This is a genomic window from Parafrankia discariae, from assembly GCF_000373365.1.
Taxonomy (GTDB): Bacteria; Actinomycetota; Actinomycetes; order Frankiales; family Frankiaceae; genus Parafrankia; species Parafrankia discariae.
The window spans coordinates 382,373-400,442 of record NZ_KB891208.1 but is presented as its reverse complement, the minus strand read 5'-3'; the positions used below and the strand labels follow the sequence as shown (position 1 = coordinate 400,442).

Below are 18,070 nucleotides of genomic sequence, written 5' to 3'. Positions count from 1 at the left end.
CTAGAGCTGCTCGCCGGGCTTACGCGGCGGGCGCGCGACCGCGGACGACGGATTCCCCCGGACGGGGCCGCCGGGGCGAGCCGCCCGCGACGGATCGAGCGGAGCGACGCGGGACGGATCGAAGGTCGCCGGATCATAGAACGGCACCCGCAGTCTCGTGGCGGCCCAGACCTCGGCGCCCACCCAGCACAGGGTCGCGGCCATGATCGACCAGGCGAAGCTGGGCAGGTCGATCGCCGTCGCGTCGCGCAACGCGACCAGAACGACTCCCAGGGTCGCGACCTTCGCCGCGTAGATCCCGAGCGCGGCCGGCAGCAGCATCGTGGTGGCGCCACGCCGGGCGACCGCGACCAGGGCGAGCTTGCCGAGCGCGAAGAACGCCGCCACCAGGCCGACCGCGAGGGCTCCACCGGCGATTCCGGCCGCGCCCCGAATGGCACCGGTCAACACAAGGACCACAACCAGCAGCCCCGCCATCGTGCACAAACCGGCGCGCAGCGCCGGGCGGGCCGCGGCGATCACGCGCGCCGGGCCGCGCGCTGGCCCGTCAGAAGAAGGGCGAGCAGCGCGAGCAGCCCCACGCCGACCGTGGCGGCGAGGATCGGCAACGGCGAGTCGGAGAAGGAGGCCGCCACTCCCCCGAAGCCAACGAGCGCGGCCCAGAAGTACATCAGCAGAACCGCCCTGACGTGGGAGTTGCCAATGGAAAGAATTCGATGATGCAGGTGCATCTTGTCCGCCGCGAACGGCGAGCGCCCCGCCTTCGTCCGCCGGACGACCGCGAGCCCGAGGTCGAGCACCGGGACGGCCAGCACCGCCAGCGGTATGGCCACCGGAATCAGCGACGGAAGCTGTTGGGAGGGTCCAGCGTAACCCCCGTACGCGACCTGGCCGGTCACCGAGATCATCGAGGCGGCCGACAGCAGCCCGATGAGCATCGAGCCGGAATCCCCCATGAACAGTCGGGCCGGGTTGAAGTTGTGCGGCAGGAAACCGACGCACACCCCGGCGGTGACCGCGGCGAGCAGCGCGGCCGGTGAGGCCCGGTAGAAGCCGTTGGTCACCGCGATCTGGTACGCGAAATAGAAGGTGGCGCTGGCCGCGATCGCGGCGACCCCGGCGGCCAGCCCGTCCAGGCCGTCGATGAAGTTCATCGCGTTGACCAGGATGAGCGTGGCGAAGATGGACAGCGGGACGGCCGTCTCCGGCCCGAAGCTGAGCGTGGTCTCGCTGTTCCGGTCGATCGCGAAGGACCACTGCACGCCGAGCAGGACCATCACGCCGGCGGCCGCCACCTGACCGGCGAGCTTGGTCAGCGAGTCCAGCTCCCAGCGGTCGTCGGCCGCTCCCAGCAGGCAGATCAGGGTGCCGGCGACCAGAACCGCCCGGGGCTCCGACCAGTCCTGGGAGACCACGGAGAGGAACGGCAGCCGGTCGGCCACCTCAAGGCCGGCGTAGAGCCCGGCCAGCATCGCCAGACCGCCGAGCCGCGGGGTCGGCGTCGCGTGCACGTCCCGGGCCCGGGGCCGGGCGACCGCCCCGACCCGGAAGGCGATCCAGCGGGCGATCGGCGTCGTGAGGAAGGTGACCGCCGCCGCCACCGCGAAGACGAGCAGATACTCGCGCATCCCTATCTCGGATAGGCCGGGTGGCGGTTGACCAGCACGGACACCGCGGCGGAGACGTCCGCCGCCGCGGCCGGGTCACGCACGGCCCGGGCGATCAGACCGGCGATCTCCTTCATGTCGCCCTCCCGCATGCCCTGCGTCGTCACCGCGGGAGTGCCCACCCGGATGCCGGAGGAGATCGCGGGCGGCTGCGGGTCGTACGGGATGGCGTTCTTGTTGAGCGTGATGCCCGCCGCGTCGCAGCGTGCCTCGGCGTCGCGGCCGGTCACGCCGAGCTCCCGCAGGTCGAGCAGAGTCAGGTGGGTGTCGGTGCCGCCGGCCACCGGGCGGATCCCCTCGGCCGCCAGCCCCTCGGCGAGGGCCTGCGCGTTCGCGATCACCTGGTGGGCGTAGGTGGCGTACTCGGGGGTCGCGGCCTCCCGGAGCGCCACCGCCTTCGCCGCGACGGCGTGCATCAGCGGACCGCCCTGGCTGAACGGGAACACCGCCCGGTCGATGCGGGCGGCCAGCTCCTCCCGGCAGAGGATCATGCCGCCGCGCGGGCCGCGCAGCACCTTGTGCGTGGTGAAACTGACGACGTCGGCGTGCGGCACCGGGCTCGGCAGCGCGCCGCCGGCGACCAGCCCGATGAAGTGCGCCGCGTCCACCATCAGCCAGGCGCCGACCTCGTCGGCGATCGAGCGGAACGCGGCGAAGTCGATGCGGCGGGGGTAGGCGGTCGCTCCACAGATGATCATCTTGGGTCGGTGCTGCAGTGCCAGCTCGCGGACCTGGTCGTAGTCGATCAGCTCGGTGTCCTCCCGGACCCCGTAGGCCACGACGTCGAACCAGCGCCCGGAGAAGTTCACCCGGCTGCCGTGCGTCAGGTGCCCGCCGTGCGGCAGCGACATCGCCAGCACGGTGTCCCCCGGCGTGAGCAGGGCGGCGTAGACGGCGAAGTTCGCCTGCGCGCCCGAGTGCGGCTGCAGGTTCGCGTGCTCGGCACCGAACAGCTCCCGGGCCCGCGCGATGCCGATCTCCTCGGCGCGGTCGACCACCTGGCACCCGCCGTAGTAGCGGTGCCCCGGGTAGCCCTCGGCGTACTTGTTCGACAGCGTCGAACCGAGCGCCGCGAGCACCGCCGGCGAGGTGAAGTTCTCGCTCGCGATGAGCTGGAGCCCGCCGCGCAGCCGCTCCAGCTCATCGACCACGACCGCGGCGATGTCCGGATCGGTGGCCTGAAGCTGGTCGAAGTCCGGGCCCCAGAACGGGGTACTCACGATGGCCCACCTCCCGCCGGCTCGCTGCCCAGGATATGACCGGCCGCCCCGGGCCCGCCCGTTGCCCACCGGCCCGCGCGGGGTCAGCGGGCGGCCGGTTCCCGCACGAGGGGCAGCACCGAACGCAGTGCCGCGAGATCGACCGCCCCCTCGCGGATCACCGTGGGCACCGGCCCCGTGCAGTCCACGATGGTCGACGCGGTGCCCACCGGCGTGGTCCCGCCGTCCAGGTAGACCGCGGCGGCACCACCGAGCTGCGCCACCGCGTCGACGGCACTCGTCGCCGGCGGACGTCCACTGATGTTGGCGCTGGAGACGGCCATCGGCCCCGTCCGGCCGAGCAGTTCGAGGGCCACCGGGTGCAGCGGCATGCGGACGGCGACCGTGCCCCGGGCGTCACCGAGATCCCAGCGCAGGGACGGCGCGTGGTTGACGACCAGGGTCAGCCCGCCGGGCCAGAACGCCCGGACGAGCTCCCGGACGTGCTCCGTGACCTGCTCGGCCAGGCCGTCGAGGGTGCGCCACGAGCCGACCAGCACCGGCACCGGCATGTCGCGCCCGCGGCCCTTCGCCGCGAGCAGCGCGGTGACGGCGTCCCGGTCGAAGGCGTCGGCGCCGATCCCGTAAAGGGTGTCGGTCGGCAGCACGACGAGCCGGCCCCGGCCGACCGCCGCGGTGGCGGCGTCCAGCCCGGCCTTGCGCTGCCCCTCGTCGGAGCAGTCGAAAACCTGCATCACACGTCCTCTCCGGCGCGGCGCTCTCCGGTGCCGAGCGACGGGCGCGGCGGGTTCCAGCGGGCGGTGACGAACCGGTCCCGCCCGGCGAGATCGGGATGATCCACGATTTCGGACCACGAACCAGCCCACCAGCCCTCGCTGGTAAGCAGCGCGGGCACCGCCTGGCCGTGCCCGTCCGCGTGTTCCATGACCAGTAAACCGCCCGGGCGCAGCAGGCCGGCGGCGGCGGCCACGACCGCGCGTGGCCCGTCCAGGCCGTCCGGCCCGCCCCACAGGGCCACCGGCGGGTCGTGCCGGCCGACCTCGGGCTCGACCCGCGCCCGCTCATGATCGGGAAGGTACGGCGGGTTGCTGATGACGACGTCGACCCGCCCCACGAGGTCGGCCAGGACCGTGCCGACCGGCTCCACCGGCTCCACCGGCTCGGCCGACGTGGCCGGCTCGGTGGCTGTCCGCGGGATGCCGACGTCGGCCCGGTGCACCCGCACCGGCAGGCCGGTGCGCTCGACGTTGCGGCGCAGCCAGGCCAGCGCCGACGGCTCCAGCTCCACCGCGTGCACCTCGGCGTTCGGCACCTCGTCGGCCACCGACAGGGCGATCGCCCCCGAACCCGCACAAAGATCAACACAAATTGGACGTCCAGACACCAGCGGCAGGCCCGCCCCGGGCGAGCGCAGGGCCGCGATCGCCCAGTCCGCCACCCACTCGGTCTCCGGGCGGGGGATGAACACCCCGGGGCCCACGGCGACGTCCAGCCGGCGGAAACCGGCGAGGCCGGTCAGGTGCTGCAGCGGGATCCGGGCCGCCCGCCGCTCGACCAGCGCGCGCAGCTCGCCGGCCGCGGCCGGTTCGACCCGGGTGACCAGCGCGAGCCGACCGCGGGGCACTCCGAGCACGTGCGCCGCCAGCTGCTCGGCGTCGCCGCGGGGACTGGCGACGCCGGCCGTGCCCAGCCGGGCCGTCGCGGCGGCCAGCTCGGCGGCCAGCGTGCCATCGGTGGCAGTGGTGCCATCGGTGGCAGTGGTGGCGCCGGCGGCAGTCGTGACGCCGGCGGCGGCCCGCGTCGGGGACGCGGCCGGGCTGGTCACGGTGTGGCCGCCATCCGGGATTCCAGGTCCGCCTCGGTCAGGGCCTCGATCACCGCGTCGAGGTCACCGTCCAGCACGGCCTCCAGGTTGTGCGCCTTGTAGCCGATGCGGTGGTCGCTGATCCGGTTCTCGGGGAAGTTGTAGGTTCGGACCTTCTCCGAGCGGTCGACCGTGCGCACCTGGCTCGCCCGCACCGCCGCCGCCGCCGACTCCGCCTTCTCCCGCGCCGCGGCGAGCAGCCGGGCCCGCAGGATGCGCATCGCCGACTCCTTGTTCTGGAGCTGGCTCTTCTCGTTCTGGCAGGAGACGACCACCCCGGTGGGCAGGTGCGTGATGCGCACCGCCGAGTCGGTGGTGTTGACGCTCTGGCCGCCCGGCCCGGACGAGCGGAACACGTCGATCCGCAGGTCGTTCGGGTCGACCTCGACGTCGACGTCGGCCGCCTCGGGCAGCACCAGCACGCCGGCCGCGGAGGTGTGGATGCGCCCCGCCGACTCGGTCACCGGCACCCGCTGCACCCGGTGCACGCCGCCCTCGAACCGCAGTCGACCGAAGACCCCCTGGCCGGGGGCCGCCGTCCCGCGGGACTTGACGGCCACGCTGACATCCCGGTAACCGCCGAGGTCGCTGGGGTTCGCGTCCAGGATCTGGGTGCGCCAGCCGCGCCGCTCGGCGTAGCGCAGGTACATCCGCAGCAGGTCGCCCGCGAACAGCGCGGACTCCTCACCGCCCGCGCCGGCCTTGACCTCGAGGATGGCGTCCCGGCTGTCGTCGGGGTCGACGGGCACCAGGTAGGCCCGCAGGCGGGCGGCGAGATCGGCCTGGCTCGCCTCGAGGGCCACGACCTCGTCACGGAACGACGGGTCCTGCTCGGCGAACTCGCGGGCGGTCTCCAGGTCACCCTCGACGCGCTCCAGCCGCTGCGCGAGGTCGACGGGGGTGGCGAGCTCGGCGTACCGACGCGTCAGCTCCCGGGCCCGCGCCGGATCGTTGTGGATGTCCGGATCCGCGAGCCGCTTCTCGATGTCGGCGTGCTCGGCGATCATGCCCGCGAGCGGGGAGGTCATCAGAGGTTCCTTCAGGTCGTCGGGACGCGAACGGCGCCCGCCCGGGGATCCGGGACGGGCGCCGAGGACGACCTACTTCGCGCCGCCGACCTTCTGGCCCGGCTGCCGGCGACCGAAGCGCCGCTCGAACTTCTCGACCCGACCACCGACGTCGAGGATCTTCTGCTTGCCGGTGTAGAACGGGTGGCACTGCGAGCAGACCTCGGCGCTGATGGCGCCGTTCTCCTTGGTCGACCGCGTGGTGAACGTGCTGCCGCACGTACAGGTCACCGTGGTCTCGTGGTACTGCGGGTGGATATCAGCCTTCATGATCCCTCTTTCGATGTGGCCGCCGGGTCGCCACCGCGGGAGCGGACGGCGTGAACCGGAGCCGGTTGTCGCCAGTGTGCCAGACCCGGTGACCCGGGCCGGACCAGCCAGCCGCCGACGACAACGCCGCCGCCGGGCCCTGGTGTTCCCGGGCCCGGCCGGGGCTGCCGCCGGACGGCGGTCAGTCCTGGGGCGGTGCCGTCTTCGCGATCTGCATCAGGAACTCGTAGTTCGTCCTGGTCTGCTTCAGCCGGTCGAGCAGGAGGTCGAGCGCCTGCTGCGGCTCCCGCGTGTGCAGCACCCGGCGGAGCTTGTGCATGATCGCAAGCTCGTCGGGGGCCAGCAGGATGTCCTCCTTGCGGGTACCGGAGGCGTCGACGTCCACCGCCGGGAAGACCCGCTTGTCGGCGATCTTCCGGTCCAGCTTGAGCTCGGCGTTGCCGGTGCCCTTGAACTCCTCGAAGATCACCGTGTCCATCGTCGAACCGGTCTCGACCAGCGCGGTCGCGATGATCGTCAGGGAGCCGCCGTTCTCGATGTTGCGCGCCGCGCCGAGGAACCGCTTCGGCGGGTAGAGCGCCGTCGAGTCGACACCACCGGACAGGATGCGCCCCGACGCCGGCGCCGCGAGGTTGTACGCGCGACCCAGCCGGGTGATCGAGTCCAGCAGGACGACCACGTCGTGGCCGAGCTCGACGAGCCGCTTGGCCCGCTCGATGGACAGCTCGGCGACGTTGGTGTGGTCGGCCGGCGGGCGGTCGAAGGTCGAGGCGACGACCTCGCCCTTCACCGACCGCTGCATGTCGGTGACCTCCTCGGGCCGCTCGTCGACGAGGACGACCATGAGGTGGCATTCCGGGTTGTTCGTGGTGATCGCGTTCGCGATGGACTGGAGCACCATCGTCTTGCCGGCCTTCGGCGGGCTCACGATGAGCGCGCGCTGGCCCTTGCCGATCGGCATCACCAGGTCGATGACCCGCGTGGTCATCATGTGCGGCTCGGTCTCCAGCCGCAGGCGGTCCTGCGGGTAGAGCGGGGTGAGCTTGTGGAACTCCGGCCGGCCGCGGGCCTCCTCCGGCTCCATCCCGTTGATCGTGTCCAGCCGCACCAGCGCGTTGTACTTGTCGCGGCGCTGCTCGCCCTCCTGGGGCGCGCGCACCACGCCGGTGATCGCGTCGCCGCGGCGCAGGCCGTTGCGACGGACCTGGGCGAGGCTCACGTACACGTCGGTCGGGCCGGTCAGGTAGCCGCTCGTGCGGACGAAGGCGTAGTTGTCCAGCACGTCGAGGATGCCGGCCACCGGCACGAGAACGTCGTCCTCGCGCACCGTCGGCTCGGGCTCGGTCGTGCCGCCCTGCCCGCCACGGCCACGGTTGCGACCACGCTCCCGGAACCGGCCACGGCGCCGGTTGCCGAACTCGTCCTCGTCCTGGGCGCTGCCACCCTGGGGTGACCGGTCGGCCGGCTGGGTGCGCTCGCCCGTCCTGGAACGGTCGGACCCGGTGCGGTCGGTGCGGTCGGTGCGGTCGCTTCGATCGCCCCGGTCGCGGTCGCCGGCCGGCTGCGAGCGGCCCTGGCGGTCACCGGAACGGTCCCGGTCACCACCGCTGCGGTCCCGGTCGCCACCGGAACGGTCCCGGTCACCGGCGCGGTCCCGGTCACCCGAGCGCTCGCGGCGGTCGTCACGACCCCGCGGGGCGGTCTCGGATCCGCTCGTCCCGGCGCGGCCGGAGACGGGCGCCGCGGCGGGCGCGGTCACCGTCGAGCCGTCCGCGGCAGCCGCGGCAGCCGCGGCGGCCGGCGGGCGAGCGGTGTCGTCGGACGACTCCGCACTCCCCGGACCGGTCGGCAGCGTCTGCTGCTCGCCCGCCGGGCTCGTGACGCCACGAGAGGCACCCCGCCGCCCGCGCACACGGGTCGGAGCCGACGCCGTCTCGGTGGCGGAACCGGAAGCCGAGCCGGAACCGGCCGGGACCGTCGCCTCGACGCCGGTGGAACCGTTCGTCTCCTGGACGGGAGCGGCCGAGCCGACCGCCGCCCGGGGAGCGGAGCTCACCGTGTCAGCGGCGGGAGCCGCCGCGGGCGGAGTGCCCTGCACGGCCGGGGCCGCGGAGGCCGGCCCGGAAGCCGGGCTGGAGGTCGGCGTCGACGCCGACGGCACCGATCTGGAGGCCACCTCACCGTTCTGGACGTTCTGGATCGCCGCGATCAGTTGGCCCTTGCGGAGCCTGCCGACCCCGGGAATACCCATCTGGGAAGCCATGGCCTGCAGCTCAGGCAGGAGCATCGCGGACAGACCGGTACCGGAACGCCGGCGCCGGGGGGCGGAGGACCCGTCAGGCCCGTCCGCGGGGACGTCGACCGACGCGGACCGGACGGCGTGGTTGCCGTTCGACCGGGTCGTGACGACGGTGTCTACGGACGTCGCGCCGGCCACGGCGGAACTGTCGACCGGCGAGGCAGGCGCCGCAGACTCACGTGCGCTGTCGGGCAGCACGTCGGTGGTGTCGCTCAAGGTTTTCCTTCCTGGAAGGAACCGGCTTCTCGGGCCGGGCGTAGCGTGTGAACTTTCTTCGCCTGCGCACATGCCGGATGAAGGAGATGTAGCGCCATTCGGACGGCGAGCAACGCGCCCATGAAAGGCGCTGACGGCCGACAGCCGCGAGCGAACCCGATTTCCCGCCGACGGGTGCCGGTACGCCAGCCGAGGCAACGGCGACGAGGTCTGAAGCACCGGGATCCCTGACCAGGACCGGCCACCGTGCGAGGCCAACCGCTGCGGTGAGACTCCACTACAGCTAGGCCACCACCGCGTACCAGATCAGGCTGGCGGGGCGAGCACGCGCCGCGGCGGCAGCGGGTGCAGTCATCAGACTATCCAGACGGAGACACCTCGGCAACAACCTAGGGGCCTCCGGACTTCCCGATGACACCACGAGGGACTCCCTGATGACAGCTTGGAGCCCTCCGCGGGGGTCCGCGCGACCCCTGGACCAGCATTCAGGCACGCAGCGGAGTATCCTCGTCACTCCGAGGATTCGACCGCCTCGACCCGGACACCCTCGGTGTCCACAGCCAGCGGCACCACCGAGAAACCCGGGGCGGCCACGCCGATCGCCGCCGCGGCCTGTCCTCCGCCGACCCCGAGCGCCACCACGGACGGCCCGGAACCCGACAGCGCCGCCGGGATTCCGGCCGCACGCAGCCGCCCGACCAGATCCGCGGAGGCGGGCAGGGCGGGAAGCCGGTACGGCTGGTGCATCCGGTCCTCGGTCGCGGCCAGCAGTAGCCGGGAACGCTCCGCACCGGTGCCGGCCGCCGGTTCCGCGCCGGACAGCGCGAGCGCGAGCAGCGCGGCGCGGCCGATGTTCACCGCGGCGTCGGCGTGCGGGACCCGCTCCGGGAGCGCCCCCCGGGCCTGCTGGGTCGACTGACGCCGCGACGGGACGAACACCACGGGCCGCAGCTCACCGAGCGGTGCCACCCGGAGGGACCGCGGCACATCGCCCTCGTACCAGGCGATGGTGAGGCCACCGAGCAGGGCCGCCGCGACGTTGTCCGGATGCCCCTCGACCGCGCTGGCTACCCGCAGCCGCCCGGCCGGCCCGAGTGGACCGCCGGCAAGAGCGTCGGCGGCTGTGACACCGGCCACAATCGCCGCGGCGGACGAGCCGAGGCCCCGCCCGTGCGGGATCCGGTTCACGCACCGCAGCGCGAGCCCGGGCTGCGCCCAGCCCAGCTCGTCGAAGGTGGCGCGGATCGCACGGACCACCAGATGCGCCTCGTCCGCGGGGACCGCGTCCGGGCCAACCACGTCGATGGCGAGCCCGGACGGCGTCAACCGCACGGACACCTCGTCGTACAGCGCGAGAGCCAGGCCCAGTGCGTCGAAACCCGGCCCCAGGTTGGCGCTGGTGGCCGGGACCCGCAGCCGGACCGCGCCCGGCGGCCGGCCCCCACCGGACCCCGCGGTGCTCACCGTCACGCTCGCCGACGCGCGGACGGTCGTGCTCGCCCGTGTGCTGACGGAGACGCTCGCCGACACGCCGGCCGCACCGCCGCCCGAGGCGCCGCCGGTACTGCCGGTACCGGCGGCGGCACTGGCCGCGCCGCCGGGGCCGGCACCGGCGGCGCGGCCGTCGGCGGTCGTCACAACCGCTGCAGGCCGAGAGCCTCGGCGGCGCCGGCCACGGTCGGCGGGATGGTCTCGGGCTTCGCCGCACCACTGATGGCCCAGTCCGGATCCTTCAGCCCGTTGCCGGTGACGGTGCAGACGACCCGCTGGCCCGGGCTCAGTCGGCCGTCGGCGTGCGTGGCGAGCAGCCCGGCGACGCTGGCGGCGCTGGACGGCTCGACGAACACGCCCTCGCGGTGCGCCAGCAGCCGGTAGGCGGCCAGGATCTGCCGGTCGTTGACCGCGTCGATCAGACCGCCGGAGGCGTCCCGCGCGTCGGTCGCGAACTCCCAGGAGGCCGGGTTACCGATGCGGATGGCCGTGGCGATGGTCTGCGGCGAGGTCACCACCTCGCCGCGCACGATCGGCGCCGCGCCGGCCGCCTGGAACCCGAACATGCGCGGCCGGCCGGACCGGATCCGGGTGTCCTCCTCGCCGTAGCCGCGCCAGTAGGCGGTGATGTTCCCCGCGTTCCCGACCGGCAGGCAGTGCACGTCGGGCGCGTGGCCGAGCGCCTCGACGATCTCGAAGGCGGCGGTCTTCTGCCCCTCCAGGCGGTGCGGATTGACCGAGTTCACCAGGGTGACCGGGAACTTGTCGGCCAGCTCGCGGGCGACCCGGAGGCAGTCGTCGAACGACCCCTCGACCTGGAGCAGGCGCGCGCCGTGCACCAGCGCCTGCGCGAGCTTGCCGAGAGCGATCTTGCCACTGGGAACCAGCACGGCACAGGTCAGCCCGGCCCGGGCGGCGTACGCCGCGGCCGAGGCCGAGGTGTTGCCGGTGGACGCGCAGATGACGGCCTGCGAGCCCTCCCCGACCGCCCGGCTGATCGCGACCGTCATCCCGCGGTCCTTGAACGAACCGGTGGGATTGGCGCCCTCCACCTTGAGATGAACATCACATCCGGTCAGTTCGGACAGATGGTCCGCGTGCAGCAGCGGGGTGCCGCCCTCCCGCAGAGTGATCACCGGCGTGTCGGCGGTGACGGGCAGCCGGTCCCGGTACTCCTCGATGATCCCCCGCCAGGCACGTGATCCGCGCTCCGGAGCACCGGTCGGGTCGCTCGAAACCGGCATCGACGACATCGTGGTCATGACTCAACTCCCTCGACCCGTACCACGCCCGACACCGCACGCACCCCGTCGAGGACCCGCAGATCCTCGACGGTCGTGGACAGCGCCGCATCCGCGGCCGGATGGGTGACCAGGACGAGGCTGGCGTCGTCGCCGCGGCCGTCCTGACGGACGCTTCTGATGGACACATCGTGCCGGGCGAACGCGCCGGCCACCGCGGCGAGTACCCCGGCCTTGTCCGTGACGTCCAGCTGCACGTGGTAGCTCGTGATCGTCGGGCCCATCGGCAGGATCGGCAGGGCCGCGTAGGCGGACTCACCCGGCCCCTGCCGACCCGCGACCCGGTTGCGGGCCACCGCGACCACATCACCGAGAACAGCCGAAGCGGTAGGCGCCCCGCCGGCGCCCCGGCCGTAGAACATGAGCTGCCCGGCGGCCTCGGCCTCGACGAAGACGGCGTTGAACGCCTCGCGCACCCCGGCCAGCGGATGCGAGCGCGGGATCATCGCCGGGTGGACCCGCACGCTCACCCCGGGCCGGTCACCGGCACGCTCGGCGATGGCCAGCGCCTTGATCGTGCACCCGAGCTCGCGGGCGCTGGCGATGTCGGCGGCGGTGACCGAGCCGATGCCCTCCCGGTGGACGTCGTCGATCGTCACCCGCGTGTGGAAGGCGAGCTGCGCGATGATCGCCGCCTTGGCCGCCGCGTCGAACCCGTCGATGTCGGCGGAGGGGTCGGCCTCGGCGTACCCGAGCTCGCCGGCCTCGGCCAGCGCCTCGGCGAACGAGGCCCCGGTCTCGTCCATCCGGGTCAGGATGTAGTTCGTCGTCCCGTTCACGATGCCCAGGACGCGGCGGATCCGGTCCCCGGCGAGGCTCTCGCGCAGCGGGCGCAGCAACGGGATCGCGCCCGCCACCGCCGCCTCGTAGTACAGGTCGACACCGGCGGCCGCCGCGGCGTCGTGCAGCGTGGAGCCGTGGCTGGCCAGCAGGGCCTTGTTCGCGCTGACCACCGACTTTCCCGACCGCAGCGCCGAGAGTAGCCAGCTCCGCACCGGCTCGATCCCACCGACGACCTCGATCACGATGTCAACGTCGTCGCGGGCGACCAGCGCGCCCGCGTCGGTGGTGAGCAGCCTCCGGTCCACGGCCGTGGACCGGATCCGGTCGGGATCGCGGACCGCGATCCCGACGATCTCCAGCGGCGCTCCCACCCGAGCGCCCAGATCCTCGGTGTGCGCCCCCAGCAGCCGCACCACCTCGGTTCCGACGACCCCGCAGCCGAGCATCGCGATCCTCATCGGGCGCTCGAAACCGCGCCCGCCGTCGATCGTCATTCGCCTCTCACATCCGTTCCGGCGCGCTGACACCCAGCAGCCGAAGGCCGTTGGCCAGGACGGTCCGGGTCGCCTCGGCCAGCAGCAGTCGAGCCGCGGTGATCGCCGTGGGCTCCTCGTCGCCCTGCGGGAGCACGCGACAGGAGTCGTAGAAGCGGTGGTACGTGCCGGCCAGCTCCTCCAGGTATCTCGCGACGCGGTGCGGCGCGCGCAGCTCCGCCGCCGACTCGACCACTCGGGGCAGCTCGCCGAGCACGCCCAGCAGGTCGACCTCCCGCGGATGGGTCAGCAGCGACACGTCGACCCCGTCGACGTCGAACGCCGGATCCGCGGAGGTCGCCAGGCCCAGGGCGGCCGCGTTCCGGATGAGCGAGCTGATCCGGGCGTGCGCGTACTGGACGTAGAACACCGGGTTGTCACTCGTCTGCCGCGCGATCGCGTCCAGGTCGAGGTCCAGGGCGGAGTCCATCGACGCGCGCACCAGCGAGTAGCGGGCCGCGTCGACCCCCACCGCGTCGACCAGGTCGTGCAGGGTCAAAAAGTTGCCGGCCCGCTTGGACATCTTCACCGCCACGCCGCCCCGCGACAGCGTCACCATCTGGCCGATGAGCACGTCGAGATTGTGGTCGGGGTCGTCGCCGAAACAGGCCGAGATCGCCTTCAGCCGGCCGACGTAGCCGTGGTGGTCGGCGCCGAGCAGGTAGCAGAGCCGGTCGAAGCCGCGGCGCCGCTTGTCCCGGTAGTAGGCCGCGTCGGCGCAGAAGTAGGTGGGCTGACCGTCGCTCTTGATCAACGCGCGGTCCTTGTCGTCACCGAAGTCGGTGGTGCGCAGCCAGACCGCGCCGTCCGCCTCGTAGACGTGGCCCTGGGCGCGCAGCTCGTCGATCGCGGCGGTGAGCTCGCCCGCCTCGTGCAGGCTGCGCTCGGACTTCCACAGGTCGTACTCGACTCCGAAGCCCGAGAGCGTCGCGCGGATCTCGGCAAGCATCAGCTCCACGCCGTCACGGGCACAGACCGCGAGCGCCTTGTCCTGCTCGGCTCCGCTGGCCTGCTCGGTGCCGCTGGCCTGGTCGGCTCCGGCGGCGAGAAGCTGCTCCAGGGCCGGGTTCGCCGCCAGGACCTTCGCGGCGATCTCGGCGATGTAGGCGCCCTGGTAGCCCTCGGCGGGGGCCGGCTGGCCGCGCAGCGCGGCCAGCACCGACGCGCCGAACCGCTCCACCTGCACCCCGGCGTCGTTCACGTAGTACTCGGTGCCCACCCCGAAGCCGGCCGCGGCGAACACCCGGGCGAGCGCGTCACCCACCGCCGCCCAGCGCGCGGACGCCAGAGTCACCGGGCCGGTCGGGTTCGCGCTGACGAACTCGAGGTTCACCCGCACGCCCCGGGACGCCGCGGCATGGCCGTAGGACGCGCCGTCCCGGACGATCCGGCGGGCGATGCCGCCCAGGGCCGCGCCGGCCAGCCGGATGTTCAGGAAGCCCGGACCGGCCACCTCCACCTCCGCCACACCCGCGTCGGCCCGCAGCCGGGTGGCGAGCAGCTCGGCCACCTCACGGGGCCGGCGGCGCGCCGCCTTCGCGAGCTGCAGGGCGACCGGGGACGCGTAGTCACCGTGCTCGGGCTGCCTCGGTCGCTCGACGGTGACCGAGTCGGGCACGGACACTTCCAGGTCGCCGTTCGCGACGGCAGCCCGAACGGCCGCGACGATGGTGTCGGCGAGCTCGGCGGGGGTCATGTCGCGATGCTATCGGCGCGCGGCGTCCGACCGGTTCCCCCGCGTACCAACCACCCGGCGGTCATCGGCCCGACCATCGACGGGACAGCCCTGGTCGCACGGCCCGAACGGCCCGAAAACCCCGGTCGCCGACGTTCCCGGGAGGCTACGCGGGGACACCTGGCGGGCGCACCGGCGCCGCGAACGCCCCCGGCCCGTCGCACCGGAAGCGGACCAGCCCCCAGGCCCCGAACCCGGACCGGGCTCAGACCGGCTGACCCGCCGCGAGCCTGCTGACCACCCCGATCAGCATGTCGGGGTCGAACGGCTTGGTCAGGTAGTAGTCGACGCCCAGCCGGGCACCACGCTTGATGTCCGCCTCCTGGGCGCGCGCGGTCAACATGATCACCTTGATGTCGGCGGTGACCGGATCGTCGCGCAGCCGCGCCGCGACATCCCAACCGTTCACCCTCGGCATCATGATGTCGAGGGTGATCACATGCGGCGCGATCTCATGGACGCGCTCGAGGCAGTCGGCTCCGTCGACAGCGGTGTGCACCTCGAAGCCTTCCAGTTCGAGGTTGACGACCACGAGCTGACGGATCACGGCGTCGTCGTCGACGACGAGCACCCGGGGGGCGGTGAAGTACACGGCCGAAGCTTACGGGCACCGTGTTGCACAGTCTGCCGTTCCCACCTGGTACGGTATGCCTGCTTGCCCTGGAGCCCCCGTAGCTCAGGGGATAGAGCACCGCCCTCCGGAGGCGGGTGCGCAGGTTCGAATCCTGCCGGGGGCACACGACTTGGGGTGTGGTGTGCCCAGACTTTTGGTCTGGGCTTTTGCGTCGTGTCATGTTGGTCGGGGGGCGGTGCCCCCCGGGACCCCCCTTCGGCCGGCGGCCTTCTGGGGTTGGGGTGGCCCTGGGGTGGGTTGGCTTGCTTTGGTTGGTGGGTTGGCTTCGGGTTCGGTGGGTTGGCTTGCTTTGGGTTGTTGTGCTTGACGGTTGTGTGTGTGGGGTGCCTCACTAATCCTCATGGGATTTTTTGGGTGAGGTGTCCGCTCTTTTCGGCTTGTGGTGTGTGGTGGGTCGTCGATGCGAGTTGTCACAGGTGCTCTCCACGCCGGGCGCATAACTCACTTCCAAGCTGGGCGAACGGGGCGGAACCAGGTCGGCCGCGAACCGGGTCAAATCAGAGGCCTCCGATCGTCGTGTAGGCGATGGTGACAATCGCCGCCGCCACGAGTGCGGCGGCCACGGTCTGCGCGGGGGTGTGGCCGTCCAGCTCGTCGTGGTCGTTCGTGGTGCCCGCCGCACGGGCCTCCGCGAGCCGCGCCCTGCGTATCTGGATGCGCGCCCAGGCGATGACGGGCACCGCCACCCAGGTGACGGCCAGCACCGGTCCGTACACGAACGTGACGACGGTGGCACAGCTCGCCGCGGCCGCGACATGACCACTGATCTTCCAGAACCGCGTGATGGCGGTGAGGATGAGCGCCTCGGTGATCATCGCGGCGTAGACGGTGACGATGTCCTTCGGAGCGTCCGTCACGCGGAGCAGGACATAGCCGACGGCGACCGACGCGCAGCCGAACAGCATCGGCTGCATCCGCTTGCTGCGCTCCGGCACATGGTGGTCGGACCAGCGGCGGCGGCGGACGCCGTAGAAGACGAAGCTCATCGGGACGACCGTCCCGAACAGGACGGCGACGGCTCCCGCTAGAACGCCGTGGCCGAGATCCGTCGCGTTGTGCTGGGCTACCACCGCCAGCAGCGCGGTGACGAGCACGGTGGGCGCGGCGACCTCGGTGATGCCGAAAGCGAGCCGCGTCGCGGGCGTGCGTCGCTCCGGGTTCACCCGCCGGCCCCGGCCGGCGTCCACCGCCGGGCTCGCGGTCGTGTCGACGGTCGCGACCGGTCTCGGTTCTCCGGTCTTCTTCCGGCCGTTCTTCCGGTCACCTGTGCTGGTCGAGCCGGTTTTCATTGTCGTCGTCACGAGATACCTGTCTGAATCGGTGCTTTTCGACGTGGGACGGATTGTGGCGAAGTTGCCGACGGTCGGATAACCGGCTGATCAGAAGCGGCCGGGCAACCAGGCAGGCGACCGGAAAGGAGCTGATGGGCGCCCGAACCGCCGAGACCGCCCTCCGAACCGGCCGCGCCGACCGGATTCGATGCTAGACGAGTGGTGACGCGGCACGGAGCAGCCGGCGAGCGCGGGGTGAAGCCCACCCGGGGCCGGGGTCGCCGATCACGGCCGGCGGGCCCGGACATCGAACTCGAACAGGGCCTTGTTCGAGTTCCGCTTGCGAATAACCTCCACCTCGACGTCCGCGTACCCGAGCTCGCGCAGCATCAACGCATACCAGTCCTGAGCCGGGACACCGTGACCATAGAACGTCGAGTTCCCGACGATGTAGGAAACCTGGCCGCCGGGTTTCACCAGTGGCGTGACGGCCTGGAAGTGCAGCCACATGTCATGGTGGTATTTCCGCACATAGGTCGCCAACAGCGGACCGTTCCGGTCGCCGTCGGCCGCGATCCGCGCGCAGACGGCCTCCAGCGCGTCGTCGACCGGGGTCGGCGTGGCCGCCGTCCACGAGCGCAGGTTCGACGTGGCGCTCCCCCAGGTGCCGCCGATCGCGCGCCAGTCCAGCGCGCCGGCGTCGCCGGCGCGGTCGAGGTAGCGCAGCCAGTACATGTACGGCCGGAGTTCACGGATGTAGGACATGCGGTTCACGTAGGGCGGGCTGGTCAGCACGAGATCGGTTTCCCGCAGATCCGGCACGACGGAGCGCGAATCGCCCTCGTGGACGGTGGCGGAGCCCGGCAGGTCGACCCGGGCGGATTCGATCAGTGCTGCCGCCTCGGTGCCGAACAGCGCGATAGCGGCCGCGGCCGCGGCCGGGTCGAAGGGGCCGGGCCCGCTCCCGGCAGCGGCCTTGAACGACATGGACTGATGATTGAAGGCCGCGTTGCTGACGGCGATCAGTACCCGGCACAGTGCGATCTGCAGGAGATCACCCACCGGCCCGGAATATGCGTCGATCGCCGCCCGGAGTGCGCTGAGCGCGTGCAGCGCCCCGGGGCTCCACCATTTTTCTATCCGGAAGAGGTTCGGCCGCCACAACTCGGTGTCACGGCCCGTGTGGGCGGCCACCCGCCCGGCGTCGGCGGCCGCGGTGGCCGCCTCCGCCAGGGTCTGCCGCGGGTATCTGCGGACCTTGGCCCGCCCGAGCCAGACGAGGAAGGGATTGAGGTCGGCGCTCTGGCCGTGATGACCGAGCTCGGCCGCGGCGAGCGGGGTCGTTCCCGTTCCGGAGAACGGGTCGGTGATGACCGAGCCGGTGGGCAGGTGGGAGATACGCCCCCGCACGAGCCGGACGCCATAGGCGGGCGTGAGCCGAAGCCAGCCGTGCCGCCCCACACCCCGGTTGGCCCGGAATGTCATGTGCTCGTTGCGCGCGTGGGACGTCCGGTCAGCAGTCGTGCTCACAGGGCCTCCAGGAGAGGGCCGGCGGCGTGGGGAGAGCCCCCGGCTCGGGGCTCCGCAGTATGCGCGCGGTGGCCCGGGACGCTTGCGCGGGGGCACGAACGGTCTGGTGCCGATCTGGCCTGGTCACTGTCCCGCGCGTGACACCCGAATGATCTCCATGCCGCAATGGCCTGGCCCGATCGGGTGATT

General features: G+C 72.5%; 15 protein-coding genes and 1 tRNA gene. 1 reads left to right on the top strand and 15 read right to left on the bottom strand.

Going from position 1 to position 18,070, the window contains the following annotated elements:
• From B056_RS0113115 to B056_RS0113055, 13 genes are all read right to left on the bottom strand, one after another.
• Window positions 1-450 carry a hypothetical protein gene (locus tag B056_RS0113115; protein ID WP_230202976.1) on the bottom strand — a complete coding sequence of 150 codons (450 nt, stop codon included), beginning with the start codon at window positions 448-450 and terminating at the stop codon, window positions 1-3.
• A gap of 68 nt (window positions 451-518) precedes the next feature.
• Window positions 519-1,628: an MraY family glycosyltransferase gene (locus B056_RS0113110; RefSeq protein ID WP_018502323.1), complete on the bottom strand. Its 1,110-nt coding sequence runs from the start codon at window positions 1,626-1,628 to the stop codon at window positions 519-521.
• A 2-nt stretch (window positions 1,629-1,630) separates the two neighbouring features.
• Window positions 1,631-2,887: a serine hydroxymethyltransferase gene (locus tag B056_RS0113105; RefSeq protein ID WP_018502322.1), complete on the bottom strand. Its 1,257-nt coding sequence runs from the start codon at window positions 2,885-2,887 to the stop codon at window positions 1,631-1,633.
• Between the two features lie 83 nt (window positions 2,888-2,970).
• A complete protein-coding gene (locus B056_RS0113100; protein ID WP_018502321.1) occupies window positions 2,971-3,621 on the bottom strand; it encodes an L-threonylcarbamoyladenylate synthase in 651 nt (216 codons plus the stop codon).
• Window positions 3,621-4,712, bottom strand: coding sequence for a peptide chain release factor N(5)-glutamine methyltransferase (gene prmC / locus B056_RS0113095; protein WP_018502320.1), 1,092 nt, complete (start codon window positions 4,710-4,712; stop codon window positions 3,621-3,623). The genes B056_RS0113100 and prmC overlap by 1 nt, the downstream gene beginning before the upstream one ends.
• Window positions 4,709-5,779, bottom strand: a complete 1,071-nt coding sequence (gene prfA, locus B056_RS0113090) for a peptide chain release factor 1 (RefSeq protein WP_018502319.1) — start codon at window positions 5,777-5,779, stop codon at window positions 4,709-4,711. The genes prmC and prfA overlap by 4 nt, the downstream gene beginning before the upstream one ends.
• Before the next feature lie 72 nt (window positions 5,780-5,851).
• Complete coding sequence (gene rpmE, locus B056_RS0113085; RefSeq protein WP_018502318.1) at window positions 5,852-6,088, bottom strand: 50S ribosomal protein L31; 237 nt, start codon at window positions 6,086-6,088, stop codon at window positions 5,852-5,854.
• Window positions 6,089-6,269: 181 nt separating this feature from the next.
• Window positions 6,270-8,603: a transcription termination factor Rho gene (gene rho / locus B056_RS0113080; protein WP_018502317.1), complete on the bottom strand. Its 2,334-nt coding sequence runs from the start codon at window positions 8,601-8,603 to the stop codon at window positions 6,270-6,272.
• A gap of 510 nt (window positions 8,604-9,113) precedes the next feature.
• Window positions 9,114-10,067, bottom strand: a complete 954-nt coding sequence (gene thrB / locus B056_RS0113075; RefSeq protein WP_051105610.1) for a homoserine kinase — start codon at window positions 10,065-10,067, stop codon at window positions 9,114-9,116.
• A gap of 170 nt (window positions 10,068-10,237) precedes the next feature.
• Entirely contained in the window at window positions 10,238-11,356 is a 1,119-nt protein-coding gene (thrC, locus tag B056_RS0113070; RefSeq protein WP_018502315.1) for a threonine synthase, read from the bottom strand.
• Window positions 11,353-12,672 (bottom strand): homoserine dehydrogenase, encoded by a 1,320-nt coding sequence (locus tag B056_RS0113065; RefSeq protein ID WP_018502314.1) that lies wholly within the window; start codon window positions 12,670-12,672, stop codon window positions 11,353-11,355. Before B056_RS0113065 ends, thrC begins: the two co-directional genes overlap by 4 nt.
• Window positions 12,673-12,679: 7 nt before the next feature.
• Window positions 12,680-14,407 carry an arginine--tRNA ligase gene (gene argS / locus B056_RS0113060; protein WP_018502313.1) on the bottom strand — a complete coding sequence of 576 codons (1,728 nt, stop codon included), beginning with the start codon at window positions 14,405-14,407 and terminating at the stop codon, window positions 12,680-12,682.
• A 244-nt stretch (window positions 14,408-14,651) separates the two neighbouring features.
• Window positions 14,652-15,038, bottom strand: a complete 387-nt coding sequence (locus tag B056_RS0113055) for a response regulator transcription factor (protein WP_018502312.1) — start codon at window positions 15,036-15,038, stop codon at window positions 14,652-14,654.
• Between the two features lie 73 nt (window positions 15,039-15,111).
• On the opposite strand from B056_RS0113055, the gene B056_RS0113050 reads away from it, so the two are divergent.
• Window positions 15,112-15,183, top strand: a tRNA-Arg gene (locus B056_RS0113050).
• Window positions 15,184-15,577: 394 nt separating this feature from the next.
• On the opposite strand, the gene B056_RS0113045 is transcribed toward B056_RS0113050, so the two are convergent.
• Together B056_RS0113045 and B056_RS0113040 are read right to left on the bottom strand one after the other, a co-directional pair.
• Window positions 15,578-16,381 (bottom strand): hypothetical protein, encoded by an 804-nt coding sequence (locus tag B056_RS0113045; protein ID WP_026239655.1) that lies wholly within the window; start codon window positions 16,379-16,381, stop codon window positions 15,578-15,580.
• Between the two features lie 255 nt (window positions 16,382-16,636).
• On the bottom strand, window positions 16,637-17,836 hold the full coding sequence (locus B056_RS0113040) for a DNA methyltransferase (RefSeq protein ID WP_018502310.1): 1,200 nt from the start codon (window positions 17,834-17,836) through the stop codon (window positions 16,637-16,639).
• Between the last annotated feature and the right edge of the window lie 234 nt (window positions 17,837-18,070).